This window comes from Pseudoalteromonas sp. M58, assembly GCF_042604605.1.
Lineage (GTDB): Bacteria > Pseudomonadota > Gammaproteobacteria > Enterobacterales > Alteromonadaceae > Pseudoalteromonas > Pseudoalteromonas tetraodonis.
This window is the reverse complement of the sequence record NZ_CP152390.1, coordinates 1,882,131-1,902,205: the sequence shown is the minus strand read 5'-3', so window position 1 is coordinate 1,902,205 and position 20,075 is coordinate 1,882,131. Positions and strand designations below refer to the sequence as shown.

Here is a 20,075-nt window from a genome sequence, read left to right as displayed (position 1 = left end):
GATAGTTTGTGAGCGGTTGTTAGTTGTTGTGAGCGCTAAGTACATTTTTATTACTCAGTGGCTCTTAAATATGGTTTAATTCGCATTCGTTAAAATAATAACAGATTTGTAGGTGTATGGCACAAGTGCGTGATGGTTTTCAAAGTCGACTAGGTTTTGTATTGGCAGCAGCCGGTGCAGCCGTAGGTTTAGGTAATATATGGGGTTTTCCTACGCAGGCTGCTAATCATGGTGGCGGCGCATTTTTACTGGTTTACTTTATCGTTATTTTTTTGCTGGCGTTACCTGCTTTATACACCGAGCTGTATTTAGGTTACAAAGCCCAAGCTAACCCTGTTAAAGCGCTAAGCCAAGCATGGCAAGATCACGCCCCTAAAGTGGGAGCCGCAGCAGGCTATATTGGCCTTGCCGGTGCCATCGTTATGTTAAGTTTTTACTCTATTGTGGCCGGTTGGATGCTTTCCTACGCTATAGAGCCTATAAGTAGCTTTTTTGGCTTGCATAGCTTGAGTGAGTTTTTACATAGCGACTCTATGTTACGTAATTTTATTTTTACGCCGCTTATGCTTATTTTAACCGCCAGTATTATTTTAAAAGGGGTGAAGTCGGGAATAGAAACCTGGTCACGCCGTTTAATGCCGCTTTTACTTGTTCTCCTTATTGGGCTTATTATTTATATTGCAACGTTAGATGGCGCAAGCGAAGGGTTTGCTGCTTATTTAGTGCCTGACTTTAGTAAAATACTCGACCCTGATTTAATTATTGCCGCAATGGGGCAAGCGTTCTTTTCGTTGTCGCTTGGGGTAGGCTGTATGATGATTTACGGCTCATATTTAAAACCCGGAGCTAACTTACCAAAATTAACCGCAAGTGTTGCGCTACTTGATACCAGCGTGGCGTTTTTGGCGGGCTTATTAATAATTCCGGCTATTTATGTTGCCCAGTACAATGGCGTTGAAGTATTTAATAACGGTAAATTAATTGGTGAGGGACAACTTATTTTTGCCATATTACCTGAGCTATTTGGCACTATGGGTGAAATTGGTTTATTGGTTGGCTTATTATTTTTTGTTTTGATGTCGATAGCTTCAGTTACCTCAACTATTTCATCAACTGAGATCCCTGTGGCATTTTTGGTTGAAAACCACAGTGTAGATAGAACCAAAGCAACATGGGCAGTCAGTGCTGTTGTGCTTATTTGTGCCAGTACCATTATATTAAACTTTGATTGGTTATTTGGTTTAGTGATTATGGTATTTACTCAATACCAATTGCCGTTAATGGGGCTGTTTTACTTTATAACGGTAGGCTGGCTATGGCAACGTGGTAATAAACTGAACAAGGCAAGTAGTGGGCCGCACTATTGGTTTGCACAATATATTCGCTTTGTGTGTCCTGTACTTATGACCTTAGTATTTGCAAATGTAGCGTTTGGTTAAAAACTTTTAAACGCGAATTTAAAAATGCAGTTTTAAAAAGCGAACTATTGGGAGTCACCCGAAAGTTCGCTTTTTACAGTTTAAATGACTTGATATTACAATACTTGATTGGTTAGCGTTTGCCCTTGAGCAAGCTCGTTTGCATTTTGTAATGTTATATTAGCGATTTCGGTTAGAGCTTCTTGAGTAAAAAAGCCTTGATGCCCTGTTATTAACACGTTTCTAAAACTCACTAAGCGAGAAAATATATCGTCTTGATTTATTTCGTCACTGTGGTTTTTAAAAAACAGTTCTGATTCTTGTTCGTACACATCAAGCCCTAAGTACCCCAGTTTTTGTGATTTAAGTGCTTTAATACACGCTTGGCTGTTTACCAGCGCACCGCGAGAAGTATTAATGAGCATGACCCCGGTTTTCATTTTATTAAATGCAGCGTCATCGATTAAATGATGCGTATCTTCGCTCAGCGGGCAGTGCAGTGAAATTATATCGCTTTGGGCAAGTAGGGTATTTAAATCGGTAATAGTGTAATTGCCTGGTTTTGCAAAAGGGTCGCACACTAAAACGTTAGCGCCAAAACCATTTAAAATGTTACACAGTGCCAAGCCTATTTTACCGCAGCCTATAATCCCTATGGTCTTGTTATGTAAGTTAAACCCAAGTAAGCCATTTAAATCAAAGTTGTCTTCGCGCACGCGGTTATAAGCTTTGTGTGTTTTACGACTGAGGGTAAGCATAAGGGCAACACAATGCTCCGCTACTGCCTCAGGGCTGTAGGCGGGTACGCGTAATACGCTGAGGTTATGCTGTTTGGCAACAGGCAAGTCAACGTTATTAAACCCCGCACAGCGTAATAAAATAGCGCTAACACCCAATGTGGAAAGTTGCTCAATCACTGCTTTATCTACTGTATCGTTGACAAATACGCACACAGCGTCAAAGTTTTTAGCTAATATTGCCGTCTGCGGCGATAAACTTTGCTCAAAATAAGTAATAGTGATGTTAGAAAAGCCATTTAAACTTTGCTCAAAAAAAGGTCGCTCATATTTCTGAGCACTAAAAAAAGCAATATCCATTAACTAGCTCCAAGTAATCAATTATTTTATTACCATAAACTATTCTTACTATAGATGCTTCACTCTTGTTGTTTTAATTACGAAAGGATTATTTTAATACAGCCGAACGGACTCCTAAACGAGCGGTCGTCGGTTTTATAACGGGCACTGATTCTAAGCAGCTTGTTATTACATTATGTAATGACTCCGGTTTAGTTCGCGGTGCATAGCGAGCAACCAGCTGCCCTTGTGCATTAACTAAAAACTTAGTGAAGTTCCATTTTATTGCTCGGTTTTGTGCAATACCTCGTGTATGAGACTTTAAATAACTAAACAGTGGATGCGTATCTGGGCCATTTACCATGACCTTATTAAACACCTCAAAATTAATTGAAAAATGTTTTTGATAATAGTCTTTAATGGCCATTCCCTCTAATGGCTCATTTTTATCAAATTGATTACACGGAAAGGCTAAAATAGTAAACCCATCGTTTTTGTATTGTTGATATAGCTTTTCTAGCGCGCATAATTGCGCAGAAAAATGACATTTACTGGCGGTATTAACAATAAGAACCGTTTTTCCTTTTAGCTGACTCAAAGAAAAATCATCGTTATTACAAAGTGGTGCGTTAAATTGATAAATACTATCCATAGATTACCTACCTAATTTCCGTATGAGGGAAATTTTAAAAGACTTTCATTCGCTTTTTTAGCGGCCGATTGACATAATCGAGCTTATGTTTCTAAGTTATCAGTTAAATAGGTCATTTTTATGTCAGTAAAAATTGCATTTATAGGTTTAGGCGTAATGGGTTACCCAATGGCAGGGCATCTAGCAAAAGCGGGGCACAGCGTATGTGTTTATAACCGCACAGCAGCTAAAGCACAAAAATGGGTTGAAGATTTTAACGGCAGTTTTGCACCTACCCCGCGTGAAGCTGCAAGTGGTGCCGATATGGTATTTATGTGTGTTGGCAATGACGACGACTTACGGTCAGTGGTATACGGCGATGATGGCGTTTTAGCTGGTATGGACAAAAACACGATTTTAATCGATCACACAACTACTTCTGCTGAGGTAGCGCGTGAAGTTGCGGCAAAAGCGGCTTTACAGCATATCGACTTTATTGATGCGCCAGTATCGGGCGGTCAAGCAGGTGCTGAAAACGGGGTATTAACCGTTATGGCCGGTGGCAACGAAACGGTATTTGCTAAAGCACAACCTATCATGGCGGCGTTTAGCCGTTTTAGCCAGTTATTAGGGGAAGTTGGATCTGGACAATTATGTAAAATGGTTAATCAAATTTGTATTGCTGGTGTGGTACAAGGCTTAGCTGAGGGCTTACATTTTGCTAAACAAGCAGGGCTTGATGGCGAAAAAGTAATAGAAACCATTTCTAAAGGCGCAGCTGGTTCGTGGCAAATGGAAAACCGCTACAAAACAATGTGGGCAGGTGAGTACGAGTTTGGTTTTGCTGTAGATTGGATGCGTAAAGATTTAGGCATTGCCCTTGATGAAGCTAAAAATAATGGTGCAACGCTGCCAATGACTGCAACGGTCGATCAATACTACGCCGATGTACAGGCTCTTGGCGGCGGCAGATACGATACCTCAAGTTTACTAGCGCGTATTGAAGCACTGCATAAAAAGTAATGTAATTGGTAAAAGTAAACTGTTCACAAAGAGGCTAAGAGGCGCTGCGCTTTTAGAGGAAGTGATAATCATAAACAGTAAATGTTGGTTTTATGTTTTCTCATTTACCTCTCTTGTTGAGATAGTTTTTTGGTTTTTTACCTAGTAACAAAAAACGCGACACTTTTTGCTAAAGGGTCGCGTTTTTCATGGGTTATATACACTAAAGCAAATTACATGCTTTGCGCGTAGTTATACAGCGCTTTTAAAATTGTAAGATTTTTTTCGCTGTCATCATGCTCATGCGCTAGGTTTTCAAGGGTGATCATAAAATCTTGTGCGCTGATTGATGGCTGATCTTCGCCATGCATTAACTTGCTTTGGCAATATTGACGCCATTGATCAAGCTCTTGTTGGTTTAGCGTTTGTGGCCAGTTTCGCGCGCGGTATCTAAACAACAAAGTATTAAATTTAGGATCTTCAAATTCAAGCTTTAAACTTGCCAAGTCTTCAGGTTTTGCATCACGAATAATCGCAAATTTAGCTTTATCAGCATGGCTAGTAAACCCATCATATAATAAGTAATCCACGTTCGTGGTGGCGCTGTAATCGCCTTGCTCATTAAATACCTCAGTGACTTTATCGCGAAGCTCGGTATTGGCTTTTAAAATGGCTAAATTAGTCAAGCATTGCTCTCGGTCAATACCCAAGCGAGCAGCGTTTTCAGGCAGCAGTGTTTTAGCTGGTGCTAAAATAGGGCACTTGTTTAAATGCACCAGCTTTAAACCTACGGGTAAATCACCCTCTGCTAAATCTATACGTTTGGTGTATAAACGCTTGCGTAGCTCTTCTACATTTAAATCAAGTAATACCTGTGGGTTTTGGGTTAAATCAAAACAAATAACTGCGTTTTTATTAAGAGGATGAAAGCTCATAGGTGCCACCCACGTGGTACAACCCTGGGTTGCTGGAATACGCGACGATGTATGCACTAATGGGGTCATGTTAAACACGTCCACCAATTCAGCAAGGGCTTTTTTATTGCGCAAACTAAAAAAGAAGTGATACAGCTTAGGCTGCTTTTCTTTTATTAATTTAGCCAGTGCAATGGTAGCCGTTACATCACTTAATGCATCGTGCGCAGCGGCATGTTCAATACCATTAGCTACAGTTAAATGCTCAAGTTTAAAACTTGGGCTGCCATCTTCTTTTAATGGCCACTCAATGCCCTCAGGGCGAAGTGCATAGCAGGCACGCACTAAATCTATAATATCCCAACGACTGTTATTGTTTTTATATTCACGCTCATATGGGTCGTAAAAGTTACGATAAAAGCTATATCGGCTTACTTCATCATCAAAGCGAATACTGTTATAACCAGCCACACAGGTATTGGGCACGCTAAATTCGGCATGAATTTTAGCAATAAACTCAGCCTCAACTAAGCCTTTTTGCATCGCCACTTGTGGGGTAATACCAGTAATTAAACACGCCTCAGGATGCGGTAAATAATCCGCTTGCGGCTTACAGTACTCAATAAGCGGCTCGCCAATAATATTTAAATCAAGATCGGTGCGTACACCTGCAAATTGGCTCGGCTTATCTTTTTGTGGGCTTGCCCCCCACGTTTCATAGTCGTGCCAGTAGATTGTTGCTTGGTTTTGCTCTTGATAAGCCATTAAAAAACCCTATAAGTTAGCTTGAAACGGTTTATATACCGCCAAGTTACTAAATTTATGAATTATTTAGATTATGGCATAGGGTTACAGAGGTTTATAGGCTTGAATAGGGAAATCTATCAGTCAAAACAGGATTTAAGAGTGATTGACGTGATTATTTATTTTTGAGGGTATGTGATAGAGAATTTATTTATAAACATAGTGCTTAATGTTATAAACTTAAGCTAACTACTAATTAGCTTTAACAACATGAAACTAATAATAAAAACGACTCTATTTTGGGTATTAATCACCTCTACCGCTGCGTTTGCTGAGCTTGCTAAAGTTAAAGTAAATGGCTTTGATATTGAATATGAAATGGTGGGTAGTGGCAAACACACTATTTTACTCGAGGCGGGTGGCTCTGCAGGGCTTAGTGATTGGGATCCCATTTATAACTCGCTTACTAAGTATGCAAAAGTAATTCGCTATTCTCGAATTGGCAATGGCGGCTCAGCGCAAATAAAGAAAAACTATAGCTCTGAGGAGTATGCTGCTGAAGCTTTACTATTACTTAAAGCGTTAAAAATTGAAGAACCTGTGATTTATGTGGCGCATTCTTATGGTGCTTATATCGCAAGGGTATTTGCAGCAAGCTACCCTGATAACATTAAAGCGTTAATGTTAATTGAACCCGCCTCAGAGCATGATGTTGATATTATGCGTAAGATTGATTTACCGCGCGCTGAAAAAGAAATTGCTGCTATAAAACGTGATGATATGAAAAACGGCATGTCGAATCAGTATTTAGACTTTTGGTCGAAGCGGCCTTTGCCCGATTACCCACAAATAGCAGATATTCCCGTGACGGTTATTGCCTCAGTTAAAAAATATGAAAATCCATCGGTGTTATTTTTTACTGATAAAGGGCGTGAAATGTGGGGAGAACTGCATTTAAACTGGGCTAATGCTTTTCCTCAAGGTGAGATAGTGCTAACCAGTAAAAGTTACCACTATCCACAAAATGATGAGCCAGAAATGGTGATCACCCAGCTAGTCAGGTTACTTAATCGCACTGATTAATTTTTAGTTTACAAAAATATACACAAGCCAAGTTTTAATTCTGTTATTTGGGTCGTTATTCTGTAAAATTATCGGCTTAACATTTGTGATTTAACCGTTACATTTGTTGTTATGGTTAATTATTCAATTAATATAAGCAGACGTTATGATTTTTTATATTATTGGGTTAAGTACGCTTGTTATTATTTTGTGTGTGGCGCTTTATGTGATTTACAGCAATATACGTAAGAGCCGAGTAAGAAAGTCAAAAGAATATAATGTGTTATTTGATAAAGACACCATCATTGATGATCTTATTGCTCAACTTAGCGAGAAAAACCAAACCCAAGAAAACCAGGAAAAAACAATTAAAGGCAAACAAGAGATCCTTGCAACATTTATAGATTTGCATCGATCGGGTAGTTTTTGTGCGCATTTAAGCGAACAAGAAATTACGTATTTTGTTAAAAAGAAACTAAACATGGAGAGTACTAAAAATGGATAGCGAGCAACAAGCAGTCGCTGAGGCAAAAAATACCTCATTTATGGCACGTTTTGGCCGTCGTAATGTGATTTTACTAACATCCGTTGTTGTGGTGTTAGCAGTGATTGCAACATTAACTTCGCAGGTTATTTCATGGAATGAAGCCGATGAACGGCTAGTTCATCAGTCAGCTTTTACCGGTAATTTAACGGTAATAAATCAAGCGGGCCCTTACTTAAAAGCATTTGGTACGACATCAGCCTATAAAAAAGTTATTTCAATTAACTTTACCGGCGATAGCAGCGCAACAGCCAGTGCCATTGTACCACTCATTCCTATTCGATTCTTAGATACCACGACCGGTGGGGCACGCGGTGTTTCCCGCTTTAGATTACCTGGCAACGTACCCGCTAGTGAATCGGGTGCTTTGCGTGGTTTATTAAAAATTCATGAAGAATTTGGCTCCCAAGAAACCCTAATTTCTAACCTTTTAATGCGTGCAACAACAGAAAATGTAAAAGCGTCGGCTCGTATGATGTCGGTGGAGCAACATTATTCAGGTGGTAATGGTCAATTAAGCCAAGATTTTTCTGATCAACTTACGAATGGTATTTTTGTTACTGAGCAAATTATTAGTACCGGTGAGCGTGATAAGTCAGATGATTTAAGTAATTTAAGTAAGCAACAACGCGTTACCATTAATATAAAGAAGGATGCTGAAGGTAATCCGCTACGTAATGCGCCTATTTTAGGCTCTTATGGGATCACAGTCGTTGATGCGAGTATTATTGATATTGATTACGAAAATAAAGTAAATGCACGTTTAGAGGCGCAAAAACAAGCGGCTGCTGATGAAGCGCTGGCAAGACAAAACCTTAAAAAAGCAGAGCAACAAGCACGTACTGAAGTGGCATTAGGCGAACAAGCGATTGCAAAGCAAAGAGCTGAGTCTGAAAAGCTAAAAATTAAAGAGCAAATTGATGCAGAACGAATAAAAGCGAATGCGATTATTTCTGCCCAGCAACGTGTAGCTGTTAAAGCGGAGCTTGCAAAAGAGCAAGAAGAAATTTTAAAACAGCAACGCTTAGAAGCATTAGGTATGGACGTTTTAGCTGAAGCACGTTTACGCGCAAAATCAGCAGCGCTTGATCCTAAGTATGTATTTGATGAAACACTTAAAGCAGAAGTTAAAATTCAAACGGCTTTATTTAATAGCTTAGGTAACAGTCGCTTAGTGCCTGAAATTGTTATAGGTGCAGGGCAGGGTGAGCAAAATAATGGTTCTGAATTTATGCGCTTACTGGCGGCCGACGCGGCATTGAGCCTTAAGAAGCGTTTAGAAAAAGAGAAAAAATAAACGTTAAAAATCATTATAAAGCCCTAGCTTTAATTGCTAGGGCTTTTTTTGTGGTATCGCTTTGTAAGTGGTGAGTTTAAAACTTAGGACACAAAGCGTGGCTAAAGCCTTTTTCGGTTAGCAAAAAAGTGGCGCTGGGCGTCGAAAATATATATTCCTCATGAAGAAGAAACGCAATTGTTCCTTTTATTTGCTCACCTTGATGATCTGAGGCATCGCTAATTAATTGTTCAGGATCTAACTGGCTTGGGCTTGGAAAGTTATTATAAAGATGCTTAAAAATTAACGTAGCAATTGTGTTAAAGGTATCGTTATTTTTCATTTTTGGAGAATCCTTAATTTATATATGTAGCAACAAACTGGCTGTTTTAAATATGATTTTTAAATAATAACACATTAAAAATAGGTACATGATCATCCTACTATTTTTTTAAGCTTTAATTTTGCAAGCTGCTGCTTTCATTTATTAAAATGATGATTAATTGTCATGCTTACCCTGCTAAAAAGTAGTGTGTGTTGCTGGTGTGTTGCGCAAAATCATAAAGTGTAATTGAAGAGTTGTAAAAATACGTTATCATTGTAAAACAACATGTAAAATCAAGCAGGTACTTAGCTCACGCTGACCAAGTTCGAGTTAATAACATCAACAAGGCAAGCAAGGACAAATTATGACACCTATGAAACCTTTAGCACTGGCAGTGGCTATGGTTGTTTTTTCACATCCGGCACATGCAGATACAGATCTTGATAAAGTAAAGCAGCAATTAAGCAGCTTACAAAAACAAGTGGAAATGCTGCAAAAGCAACTTGCAAAAGCAGAGCAAAAAAGTGAAAAGACAATCGAGCGCACCATTGAAGTGAAAGAAGATACAGCTGAAGTTAAAGTAGCTAAACATGAACACAAGCCTCAGGGAATTAAAATTGGCGGTGCTGTTCGAACCAACTATAGCCACACCTCGTATGATGACGACAATAAAAATCGCGGCGGCGATTTTGACTTTGATATTTTTCGCTTAAATTTCTCAGGCGATGTGGGTGATGTAAAACTAAACGCTGAAATTCGTTTTTTTGATTACATGACAGCTGTTAAATACGCCTATGCTGCTTACGATTTTGCTGATGATTGGCAAGTTCAAGCAGGTATTACTCAGGTTCCTTTTGGTAACTGGCCTTACAATTCACATAACTACTTTTTCAGCACTAACTATTACGTAGGCCTTGAAGACGACCACGATTTAGGGGTGTTATTTAAGCGTAAAATTGCCGATAACTGGCAGCTTGATTTAGGCTTTTTCAAAAATGATGAATTAGGTGGTGTTGATGGTTATGTAGATAACCGCAGCGATCGCTACTCATACGATATTGTTGGTTTTAGAGAAGCTGGTGATGGTGTTTACGCTGAGCCGACCAATCCAATTGGCGAATATAATACGTTCTCAGGTCGTTACGGCTACCACATAGAGCATGAGGGTGGTAAAACTGAAATTGGTGTGTCAGCGCTTGCTGGTGGCTTGCATGATGGTGTTGACCGCGCAGGTGACTATAACGCATGGGCGCTTCACTTAAACAGTAATATGGGCCCTTGGAACTTGCAATTACAACATGGCGAATACAACTACGATATTGATAACGTAAACCGTATTGCTGTAGGCGCTTACTCGTTTTACGATAGCATGGCAGCGGAAGCAACTATGTCGAGTGCAAACGTAGCATACAGTGTGCCGGTGCAATGGGGCGCAGTAACAAACTTACAGTTTTATAATGACTACAGCGCTATTTACGACAAATCAGACAACAGCAGAGATACCTGGATGAACGTAACCGGTTTCTCGGTTGCTGCAGGTGGTTTATTTACATACTTTGACTTAGTTCATGGTAAAAACATGCCGTTTGTTGGTGGTTCATTAGCGGGCGATAGCAGCGAAACTGAACGCCGCTTCAACATTAATATTGGCTATTACTTCTAATAAGCTAGTATTCAAAGCACACGTCTATATACCGGGCGTGTGCTGCTTTGGTTTTAAAAATTATTTTTACCCTACCAATTTCAGCACCTACAAATTGATAAATCTCTAATCAACTTCTAGTATAAAAGTTCAAATGGAATTAAATAAATAATCCATATAGCTTAGCTGGAGGCTAGACATCGATGTTTGTCGTTAATGAGCAGGTATTATCTGATGTAAACAAAAACTTTATTATTCCCCCAAAACCGCAAATTTTAGATGATCTTGATAAATTAGCACATCAAAATGAGCCGTCTTTAATAGCTGCTGCAGATATAGTTGCTAAAGATGTGGCCATATCGTCTGCTATTTTAAAAATTGTTAATTCACCCGCTTACGGCTTAGTGCGAAGCATTGCTGACATAAAACAAGCCATCATGTTTTTAGGTTGGAATGGCATAGAAGCACTTATTCCTGCGCTTAAATTAAAGCAAATGTTTTTACAAAAAACATGTTGTATTAGTTTAGAGCGTTTTTGGGATAACGCGTCTGAAATTGCTAATGTAAACATGATTGTTGGGCAGCGAGTAAAAAATAAAATTCCAGTTGAATACTTATACACTCTCGGTTTATTTCATGATTGCGGCATAGTTCCGATGGCGATTAAATATGACGACTACGTCAATGTGCTGCATGGTTCAAATAGAAGCAGTAAAGAAAGTTTAGTTGATATTGAAGATCGTGTTTATGGCGCTAATCATGCCATTATCGGCTATTACTTAGCATCGAGTTGGCATTTACCAAGAGATATTTGCCAGCTTATTCTACGCCATCATGATTTAAGTTTACTTGAGGACACATCCGATCCTAATCAACAGCTCTGTTTTTGTGTGTTAAAGCTCTCTGAAAGCATAGTAAATAGTATTTTACGTGATGAAAAAATTAAAGATTGGGAGCGCCTTGAACCGTTTATACTTAAAAAATTAAATATGTCTGAAGATGAATATATTGATTTACAAGAAGAAGTTATTGATTACTTAAATCAGTAAATAATCATGCCGGGTTTGCAGCCTAGTTAAACGAGCGGTTATTTGTCGCTTTTATTAAAACGAATATGCTCAGTTTAATTAGACTAAAGTCTATAGGTTAGTTTTTTTCACTTATTGGTTTGTTTTTAATCGTTTGTCGAGATTAAGTAAACACTCTAAAGTTTAGTTGTCGGCAACAAGCACGACTAACCAAATAGGAAACTAATCATGAAACGCTCACTTATCAAAACCATCGCTCTTGGCTCTTTATTAACTTGCTCAGCTGCTGTAATGGCTGATCAAAGTGACTACAAGTTAATGGTTATTGAAGAGGCTGCAACAGCCCCACAAGAATTCGAAGTTGCATTTAACAGTTGCGCATTAAATGTAAAATCAAAAAACTACAGCCAAGCTGAAGAAATTTGCTCAAAAGCAATTACATTATTACAGCAAAGTACAGGCCCACGTTTTAAAGTACGTGAGCTGACCTCATTTGCTTTAAGTAACCGCGGTGTTGGCCGTTTAATGGCTAAAAACGAAACCGCAGCGTTATCTGACTTTTACGAAGCACAGCAAATATCAGGTAACGAGTTAGTGTCGCACAATTTAACACGTGCTAAGCAAGATCTTGCTCTATAACATCTATTAGTGATTAAAAAAGCCCATGCTAATTTAGTTAGCATGGGCTTTTGCATTTATGTAGTTGGCTTATTTCATGTCTGTAAATTATTGTCGATTAAAAGTTGAGTCAATTTTTTTAATCCTTTACCTTTGTTGGTTATTTTCCATGCAAGGTATAAGTCTTGAATAGGACGTGGTTCAATGAGCTCCACAACATGAAGTTTTTTAGCTTTAATATGTTCAGCAATAAGGTTTACTGGTAAATAACCAATCCCGATTCCCGATAAAATAGCGGTAATTTTTTGTTTTACGGAGCTTACATAAAAACGTTGACTACCTTCGATTAAATTAGCTGACCACGGAATACTTTGTTTTGCAGAGTCATGAACTATCACTGTGGTGTATTGACCAAGCTCACTAGGCTTGATGGGTTTTTGCTCTTTTGCTAAAGGGTGGGTTGGGTGAACCACAAGTACATTTTGAATATCCGTTATTTTCACTGCTCTGATCCCTTTTTGAGCAGGCACGGGGGCGGGTGCACCAATCACTAAGTCAACATTGTCTTCTATTAACGCCTCCCATGTACCGCTCATGACCTCTTCTTTTACATCAATTTCAATGCTTTTATGTTCAATTAAAAATTGTTGCAAAGCAGCAAAAACATTAGTTACGTCAATAATTGAGTCACAAGCAATCCGTATTCTAGGCTCCCAGCCATTAGCTATGGTTTGTGTTTGCTCCGATAAATTATTTATAGCATTGAGCACTTTACGCCCCTCGCTCAGTAAATGTTTACCTGCGGGGGTTAAAACTGCTCGCCGACCTTGGCGCTGAAATAAAGTTACATTTAATTGCTCTTCAAGTTTATTAACAATATACGACAGGGCTGATGGCACTTTATTAAGTTGTTCTGCAGCGGCTGCATAACTGCCACGATGCTCAATGGCGTCTAATACCAGTAAAGCTTCTATGCTAATAGGGGGTGTATTCATCATCATACCAAATATTAAATGTTCAAAATATTTGAACATATAAAGCAAATAATAGGAGTTATTTAATTTTAATTCAACTTATACAATAGCTGCATAATCAACAGAAACAATACAGGTAAACATTATGACGATTAAAAATATCACAGCTGCCATCACAAAAACTGAACAGTCTTTTGCAACACTACCATTAAGGCTTATTGCAGGATTAGTGTTTAGTGCTCATGGGGCACAAAAACTGTTTGCGTGGTTTGGTGGCTATGGCTTGGAAGGCACAGGGCAATGGATGGAGTCGATTGGCTTAGCACCGGGCTATTTAATGGCATTAATGGCGGGTGGCGCTGAATTTTTTGGTGGATTACTACTTATCGCTGGTTTGCTGGTGCGTCCTGCGAGTTTTGTACTGGCTATCACTATGGTGGTTGCTATTTTTACCGTACATATAGATAACGGCTTATTTATGAGCAACAACGGTTACGAGTTTGGTTTATCGTTGTTGGCAATTACCTTGGCCTTATTTATTCAAGGAGCTGGAAAGCTATCCCTTGATGGAAAAATTCATAACAAATTAAACCAATAAGCTGATCATATAACTGATTGAACTTTAAGCTGCCAATCTGCGTAAGGTTGGCACATTCTACATACTTAGGAGACGGACATGGGATTACTTGTTAACGGTGAATGGGTCGATAAATGGTACGACACCGAAAAAAGCGACGGTAAATTTGTACGCCAAGACAGCCGTTTTAGGGATACTATTTCATCAGCGCCACAAAGCAAATTTACCCCTGAGGCGGGGCGTTATCATTTATATGTATCGCTAGCGTGCCCATGGGCGCACAGAACGATTATTTTTCGTAAATTAAAGCAGCTCGAAGACATTATTTCTATGAGTATTGTTGAAGCGCCCATGATGGAAAACGGCTGGGAATTTGGCGAGCAGGGCGATCCACTTTATAACTTAGATTACGCTTATCAATTGTATTTAAAAGCCGATCCTAGTTATGAAGGGCGGGTTACTGTGCCGATTTTATGGGATAAAAAAACGCAAACTATTGTAAATAATGAATCAATAGAGATTATTCGTATGCTTAATAGTGCGTTTAATGAGCTCACTGGCAATACTGATGATTATTATCCAGAGCCACTTCGTGAAGAAATCGAAGCCGTGAATAACCGTGTCTATAACACCATTAATAATGGCGTATATAAAGCCGGTTTTGCTACTACACAAGAAGCTTACAATGAGGCTTACACCGCACTATTTGATAGTTTAGACTGGCTAGAAGCGCGTTTAGCTAAGCAGCGCTATCTCGTTGGTGATGTTATTACAGAAGCTGATTGGCGTTTATTTACAACCCTTATTCGCTTTGATGCGGTGTATCACGGGCATTTTAAGTGTAACCGTCAAAAATTAAGCGAGTTTCACCATATTAGCAATTACGTTAACGAGCTGTACCAAGTACCGGGTGTTAAAGAAACAGTCGATTTAGAGTACACAAAGGTGCATTACTATGTAAGCCACTTAACGATTAATCCAACACAAATAGTACCGCTGGGTGCAAAGCATCATTTTGATGCTCCACACGACCGTGAACGTCCATATTAATTAATGTTTATTCTTTTTGAGGAAAGACCATGATCAATCATTATCCAAAGAACAGTTTAGGCAGTGCCGATCACGGTTGGCTTAAATCTAAACATCATTTTAGTTTTGCACATTACTATAATCCGGCACGTATGGGCTTTGGTACATTACGCGTTGTTAATGATGATTGGGTTGCACCTGAAATGGGATTTGGAGCGCATCCACACAAAAATATGGAAATTATTAGTTTCATACGCAGTGGTGCCATTACTCATCAAGATAGTATGGGTAATAAAGGCATAACCGAGCAAGGTGAAGTGCAGGTAATGAGTGCAGGCACAGGTATTGTGCATTCTGAGTATAATCGTACCAATGAGCCACTTACTTTTTATCAAATTTGGATTCAAAGTAATAAACAAGATGTGCCGCCGCGTTGGGAAAGTAAAAAATTTCCGACCGACGTAGCTAACGAGCTTACGCTTTTAGTGTCGGGTTATGCAGAAGATGCGGGTAACACCTTATTTATCAATCAACAAGCACGCATTTATGGTGGAAAGATTGCAAAAGGTACCACCATCACTCAGCGTATTGATCATCAAGCTTATGTACTTGCATCTGATGGTGTATTTACTGTAGATGACAAAAGCAGTGTAATTACCATGAACAAAGGGGATGGTGCTGAGGTCACTCATGCTGATTTTATCACGCTAACTGCAGCAACAGAGTGTGAAATAATTATTATTGATACACTAGCCTAGGCTATTCGGCTTAGTTGGGTTTATCTTAATGGCGCAGTAAACACTGCGCCATTGTTTTAAAAACATACAGCACTATACCTTAAAGCTATCTACTTGCGATTTCATTTGCTTGTAAAGCGCTGATACATTTTTTGACTGCAATGTTGTTTGCTCAGAGATTTGTTTCATTTGTGCTGACTGTTCTTTTAACGATACCAAATTTCTATTAATCTCGTTTGCTACATGGGATTGTTCTTGTGTTGCTTGTGCGGTTTCGGCCGACATTTGCTGCACTTTTTCAAAGGCGTGAGTTAGGTTGCTAAAAATACTAATAACGGCATCAAAATTACTGAGTGTGGCATTAGCATTTGTTTGACTGTTTTTAATAGAATCTGATGACGCTTTTACATTGTTATTTAAGCGTTGGATCATTGTATCTATTTCATCGGTGCTTTGTTGTGTGCGAGTAGCCAACGTTCTAACCTCATCAGCGACAACGGCAAACCCTCGGCCTTGCTCGCCAGCTCTGGCAGCCTCAATCGCGGCATTTAACGCTAATAAGTTAGTTTGTTCGGCAATATTTCTAATGACCTCAAGTACAGACGTAATATCGGTTGAGCTACTTTCTAATTCAATAGAATTAGATAAAGCCGATTGAATATCATTGATTAAATCTTCAATTGCTTTACTTGATACATCAATGGCTTGAACTCCTTGCTGTACCTGCTCGCTAGAAATATCAGCTTCGTGGGCGGTATTTTTAGCCAGCTCAGCCATTTGCTGGTTTGCCATATCCATTTCATGACCAGCGCTTACAATAGAGTCAGACGCATTAGCAAGTTGCTGGGTCACGTCCATCGCGGTATCAGAGACATTATTAAGATCGCCGGTCACAGTACCTAGTTGAATGGATTGCTGCTGAATGTTTTTTATTATTTGCTGCAGGTGTGCTAAAAAGTTATCAAACTCATTACTCAGCTCACCGAGCTCGTCATGTGATGTAGTATTAATTCTTTGCGTTAAATCACCATCACCAGCGGCAATTTCTTGGATTCGTAGAGTAATATTATTTATATTGTCGGTGAGTTTTTTAGGGATGTAATAACCCACAGCTAAAGCAACAATAAAGGCAATAATAATGATAACAAACACAATTTTTTCAAAAAGTTGAATGCTAGCTTGCACTTCATGTTTTACTTTTCGGGCATAGGTTCGCGCTTCTTCGCCCGCTATATCAAGTATTTCTCTCAATTCATTAAAGCTTTTATCTGCTTGCGCTAAATTATCATCAATTAAGGCTATTTGATTAGCCGAACTTGAGTAAACTAACGCTTTTCCTTTCTCGTACCACTGTTGATAAAGTTGATCAAAATTAGCGTATTTTTGTGTCAGTTGTGGCTCATCAATTAAGTAGCTGCGGTAACTATTAAAACGACGAATAACCTGAGCTGCATTTTCTTCAAATAGTTTTTGGTTTTGTGCCAATTCGCCATGTTGGTTTACAATTTTTTGTTTTGCTAGTCGAGCTTGGTATATATCTCTATCTGCATTGAGCACCTCGGCCATTGCTTCTACATAGCGACTTAATAACTCTGAGCCGACTTTATCTTGCTGCTGTTTATTGGTATGGATGCGAAGCTCTTCACCTGCTTGATCCATCATTTCTCGTATTTGTAAAAATTCAGATTCAGTTTGATTCAAATCACTTTGCATTTTACTTTGTGAGTGACTGGAATCCATTAACGTTTTACTGTGGTCTAGCCATTGATTGTATAAAGGCGCAAAACGAGAAAAAGAGTCATGTTTTGACAATAGTGCTCGTTCATCTTTTAAGTACGTTAAGTATTTGTTGAAGCGGTCTTTGACTTGTTCAGCGTTTTCTAAAAACTCTGCTTTATTGGTCTCATTATCGCCTGTGGCACTGAGTAGATTTTCCAGTGCAATACGTGCTTGGTATATGTCTCTGTCAGCATTTAAAATAACGGTAACGGCTTCAAAAAAGGTTTCGGTTTGCCTTTTCATCGCGTTGTCTTGTATGTAAGTAATTGATGCAATTGAAACAAGTAAACCTGCAAGGATCAGTGCTAAAAAAGCAATAGGTAAAATAACTTTGGTTCTAATTGAGTTAATTCGCATGTTTCAATCCTTGTTAAATCACTGTATGTAGAGTAAATATTAGTCACAATAGGGAGTTATGCCAAGGAAATGGATAAATTGATTGGTTGTTTTTTGTTCTACTTTAACGCGTTGAAATTTTACCGCCAGATTTATTATCCTTACAGCGCGTATTACCTTAAAATAGCGTTAATTGGTTCATTTTTATAAAGGAATTCTGCTGTTAATGAATTCTATTTTCCCCAGCGTATTTGGCCGCCTGTTTACCCCACACCTCGCTGTTGATATTAATCAACAAGGTTTAGTCATTAACAACAAAAAGCACACAGATACACTGAATTGGTGCGATTTAACCTCGCCTATTTGTTATGAATATGGGGTTTTTGGACAAACACTACGTTTTTCAACACAGTCTAGGCAGTATCGAGTGTGGATGAGGGCTTATGGCAGTCACCGAATACTTAAAGCCAAGACGGATCAGCTATGGGTCAATAATAATATTGAACCATTAAATGAGCTGCTAGAAAATATTAACCAATTTGCACATCATCAATTTTTGCGTCAATCCTATGTGGCAGATATAAAACAGCGCGTTAAACAACAATACAACCGCTGGTTACCTTGGATAAAAAAGAGTGAGGCATTGGCAGTTGTTAGCACACAAATAAAACTGCTCGAACAATATAGTCAGTGGAGCGATTCATTAACTCGCTTTTTACAGCATAAATACACACAGACACAGTTGCAGCGTTATGCTGGTTTTTTCGATAACGTTGAAGCAAACCCACTTACTGAAAAGCAAAGACGGGCATGCATCATCGATGACGATAATAACCTCGTATTAGCCGGAGCCGGCACAGGTAAAACCAGTGTAATGGTGGCGCGAGCGGGCTATTTAGTTAACAGTGAGCAAGCTAATTACGATGATATTTTATTACTCGCCTATGGTAAGCAAGCTGCCAGTGAAATGGACGAACGTATTAAAGCTAAGCTGAATACACAGGCTATAAAAACCGCTACTTTTCACAGCTTAGGTTTAACAATTATTAGTGAGGTTGAGAGAAAAACGCCTAAAATATCTAAACTTGCTGAAAACGAAAAAGCTAAAATAAAATGGGTTGAAGGGTGTTTTGAATCGCTTGCTAATGCTAAGCCACAGTATGCTAAAGCATTGGTAAACTATATAAATAACAATTTTAATGACGTTAAAAGTGGGTTTGAATTTAGTGCTGCAAAGCCTAACCATATAGCGCTTCTAAAAGAGATAAAAACTGGCGGTCATTTAACCAAATTAGCAACTTTATTTAGTCAATTAATAAGTGTGTATAAAACAGCAAACAAAACCTTTGAAAGCGACTCAAAGCAGTTACAGCAGACTTGGAAACTATTAAAGCCATTATTAGCCAACTATAACCATTATTTACATACTAAAGGTGAAATAGACTTTGACGATATGATCCTCAAAGCTCTTGATTACGTCACTGCAGGGAAATTTGCTTCACCTTGGCGTTATATCATGGTCGATGAATTTCAAGATATATCGCCCACGCGTGCGGCATTGGTTAAAGCGCTGCGCGATAGTAAGCCCAGGAGCTCATTGTTTGTAGTAGGCGATGACTGGCAAGCTATTTACCGTTTTAGTGGTGCTGATATGCGCCTGACCACAGAGTTTGCCGCACATTTTGGTTTTACTACACAAACCATACTGGATGTTACGTTTCGTTTTAATAATAAAATTAGTGAGGTTGCTTCATGTTTTATCATGAAAAACCCTGCCCAGTTAGCTAAGCAAATTAACTCGTTATCACAAGTGATAAAGCCCGCTATTAGCGTATTAAAAACAGCGAATGTTATCTCAAGCAAAAATACAAAAATAGCTGAGCTAAATAATGGGGCACTTGCCCATTTACTCGACACTATCAATAAAAATAAGCCCGCTGTTGTGTATTTACTGGCACGCTATCGCTATCAGTTACCTACTAAAGCTGACATTAACGCCTTGGAGCACACCTTTTCTTCATTACAAATTGAGTGTGATACCTTTCATGGTTCAAAGGGTAAAGAAGCCGATTATGTAGTTATATTAGGTATGCATGGCGGGCAATTTGGATTTCCGAGCACTAAGCCATCGCCGGCAATGTTAGAAGCTCTGTTACCCGCTAAAGATTTGTATGCCCATAGCGAAGAGCGACGCTTATTTTATGTGGCGCTCACTCGTGCTAAACACAAGGTGTTTATCATAAGTGATGACAACAACCGCAGCTGTTTTGTTGACGAGCTCATAAACGAGTATCAAATTGAGCTAAAAGAGTTAAAAAACATAGCTAGTAAAGTGGTAGCGCAGGTATAAACCGCTTAGTGGC

18 protein-coding genes are annotated in these 20,075 nt (G+C 38.9%); 12 read left to right on the top strand and 6 right to left on the bottom strand.

Annotated elements, in window-relative coordinates; genetic code table 11:
* The first annotated feature begins 116 nt into the window (after positions 1 to 116).
* A complete protein-coding gene (locus tag AAGD16_RS08760) occupies positions 117 to 1,439 on the top strand; it encodes a sodium-dependent transporter (RefSeq protein ID WP_028835099.1) in 1,323 nt (440 codons plus the stop codon).
* Positions 1,440 to 1,534: 95 nt separating this feature from the next.
* Here AAGD16_RS08760 and AAGD16_RS08755 read toward each other — a convergent pair whose 3' ends face one another.
* Together AAGD16_RS08755 and AAGD16_RS08750 are read right to left on the bottom strand one after the other, a co-directional pair.
* Complete coding sequence (locus AAGD16_RS08755) at positions 1,535 to 2,515, bottom strand: 2-hydroxyacid dehydrogenase (RefSeq protein ID WP_058154793.1); 981 nt, start codon at positions 2,513 to 2,515, stop codon at positions 1,535 to 1,537.
* Between the two features lie 88 nt (positions 2,516 to 2,603).
* A complete protein-coding gene (locus AAGD16_RS08750; protein ID WP_013465134.1) occupies positions 2,604 to 3,146 on the bottom strand; it encodes a glutathione peroxidase in 543 nt (180 codons plus the stop codon).
* A gap of 120 nt (positions 3,147 to 3,266) precedes the next feature.
* On the opposite strand from AAGD16_RS08750, the gene AAGD16_RS08745 reads away from it, so the two are divergent.
* A complete protein-coding gene (locus tag AAGD16_RS08745) occupies positions 3,267 to 4,148 on the top strand; it encodes an NAD(P)-dependent oxidoreductase (protein WP_058154791.1) in 882 nt (293 codons plus the stop codon).
* 212 nt (positions 4,149 to 4,360) lie between these two features.
* Here the strand turns inward: AAGD16_RS08745 and sbcB are convergent, their stop codons facing one another.
* Complete coding sequence (sbcB, locus tag AAGD16_RS08740) at positions 4,361 to 5,806, bottom strand: exodeoxyribonuclease I (protein WP_096038507.1); 1,446 nt, start codon at positions 5,804 to 5,806, stop codon at positions 4,361 to 4,363.
* A gap of 249 nt (positions 5,807 to 6,055) precedes the next feature.
* On the opposite strand from sbcB, the gene AAGD16_RS08735 reads away from it, so the two are divergent.
* From AAGD16_RS08735 to AAGD16_RS08725, 3 genes are all read left to right on the top strand, one after another.
* Positions 6,056 to 6,868, top strand: coding sequence for an alpha/beta fold hydrolase (locus AAGD16_RS08735; RefSeq protein WP_377111280.1), 813 nt, complete (start codon positions 6,056 to 6,058; stop codon positions 6,866 to 6,868).
* 145 nt (positions 6,869 to 7,013) lie between these two features.
* Positions 7,014 to 7,352, top strand: a complete 339-nt coding sequence (locus AAGD16_RS08730) for a hypothetical protein (protein WP_024601607.1) — start codon at positions 7,014 to 7,016, stop codon at positions 7,350 to 7,352.
* Positions 7,345 to 8,688 carry an SPFH domain-containing protein gene (locus AAGD16_RS08725; protein ID WP_013465129.1) on the top strand — a complete coding sequence of 448 codons (1,344 nt, stop codon included), beginning with the start codon at positions 7,345 to 7,347 and terminating at the stop codon, positions 8,686 to 8,688. The genes AAGD16_RS08730 and AAGD16_RS08725 overlap by 8 nt, the downstream gene beginning before the upstream one ends.
* 76 nt (positions 8,689 to 8,764) lie before the next feature.
* On the opposite strand, the gene AAGD16_RS08720 is transcribed toward AAGD16_RS08725, so the two are convergent.
* Positions 8,765 to 9,010 (bottom strand): hypothetical protein, encoded by a 246-nt coding sequence (locus tag AAGD16_RS08720; protein ID WP_013465128.1) that lies wholly within the window; start codon positions 9,008 to 9,010, stop codon positions 8,765 to 8,767.
* A gap of 346 nt (positions 9,011 to 9,356) precedes the next feature.
* Between AAGD16_RS08720 and AAGD16_RS08715 the strand changes: the two genes are divergently transcribed.
* The 3 genes from AAGD16_RS08715 (at position 9,357) to AAGD16_RS08705 (ending at position 12,301) form a co-directional block, all read left to right on the top strand.
* Positions 9,357 to 10,655: a porin gene (locus tag AAGD16_RS08715; RefSeq protein WP_377111278.1), complete on the top strand. Its 1,299-nt coding sequence runs from the start codon at positions 9,357 to 9,359 to the stop codon at positions 10,653 to 10,655.
* A gap of 182 nt (positions 10,656 to 10,837) precedes the next feature.
* On the top strand, positions 10,838 to 11,683 hold the full coding sequence (locus AAGD16_RS08710; protein WP_290191063.1) for an HDOD domain-containing protein: 846 nt from the start codon (positions 10,838 to 10,840) through the stop codon (positions 11,681 to 11,683).
* A 207-nt stretch (positions 11,684 to 11,890) separates the two neighbouring features.
* Positions 11,891 to 12,301 carry a hypothetical protein gene (locus tag AAGD16_RS08705; protein ID WP_013465125.1) on the top strand — a complete coding sequence of 137 codons (411 nt, stop codon included), beginning with the start codon at positions 11,891 to 11,893 and terminating at the stop codon, positions 12,299 to 12,301.
* A gap of 74 nt (positions 12,302 to 12,375) precedes the next feature.
* On the opposite strand, the gene AAGD16_RS08700 is transcribed toward AAGD16_RS08705, so the two are convergent.
* Positions 12,376 to 13,275: a LysR substrate-binding domain-containing protein gene (locus AAGD16_RS08700; protein ID WP_024601610.1), complete on the bottom strand. Its 900-nt coding sequence runs from the start codon at positions 13,273 to 13,275 to the stop codon at positions 12,376 to 12,378.
* Positions 13,276 to 13,399: 124 nt separating this feature from the next.
* Between AAGD16_RS08700 and AAGD16_RS08695 the strand changes: the two genes are divergently transcribed.
* The 3 genes from AAGD16_RS08695 to AAGD16_RS08685 all read left to right on the top strand — a co-directional run bounded on the left by AAGD16_RS08695 (position 13,400) and on the right by AAGD16_RS08685 (position 15,618).
* Positions 13,400 to 13,852 (top strand): DoxX family protein, encoded by a 453-nt coding sequence (locus AAGD16_RS08695; protein WP_290171833.1) that lies wholly within the window; start codon positions 13,400 to 13,402, stop codon positions 13,850 to 13,852.
* A 78-nt stretch (positions 13,853 to 13,930) separates the two neighbouring features.
* Positions 13,931 to 14,881 carry a glutathione S-transferase family protein gene (locus tag AAGD16_RS08690; protein ID WP_024601612.1) on the top strand — a complete coding sequence of 317 codons (951 nt, stop codon included), beginning with the start codon at positions 13,931 to 13,933 and terminating at the stop codon, positions 14,879 to 14,881.
* Between the two features lie 29 nt (positions 14,882 to 14,910).
* The gene (locus tag AAGD16_RS08685; protein ID WP_377111274.1) at positions 14,911 to 15,618 is read left to right on the top strand and encodes a pirin family protein; all 708 of its coding nucleotides are present in this window, start codon (positions 14,911 to 14,913) and stop codon (positions 15,616 to 15,618) included.
* A 72-nt stretch (positions 15,619 to 15,690) separates the two neighbouring features.
* Here AAGD16_RS08685 and AAGD16_RS08680 read toward each other — a convergent pair whose 3' ends face one another.
* The gene (locus AAGD16_RS08680; protein ID WP_096038502.1) at positions 15,691 to 17,733 is read right to left on the bottom strand and encodes a methyl-accepting chemotaxis protein; all 2,043 of its coding nucleotides are present in this window, start codon (positions 17,731 to 17,733) and stop codon (positions 15,691 to 15,693) included.
* A gap of 205 nt (positions 17,734 to 17,938) precedes the next feature.
* On the opposite strand from AAGD16_RS08680, the gene helD reads away from it, so the two are divergent.
* Entirely contained in the window at positions 17,939 to 20,062 is a 2,124-nt protein-coding gene (gene helD, locus AAGD16_RS08675; RefSeq protein WP_290190518.1) for a DNA helicase IV, read from the top strand.
* Positions 20,063 to 20,075 lie beyond the last annotated feature (13 nt).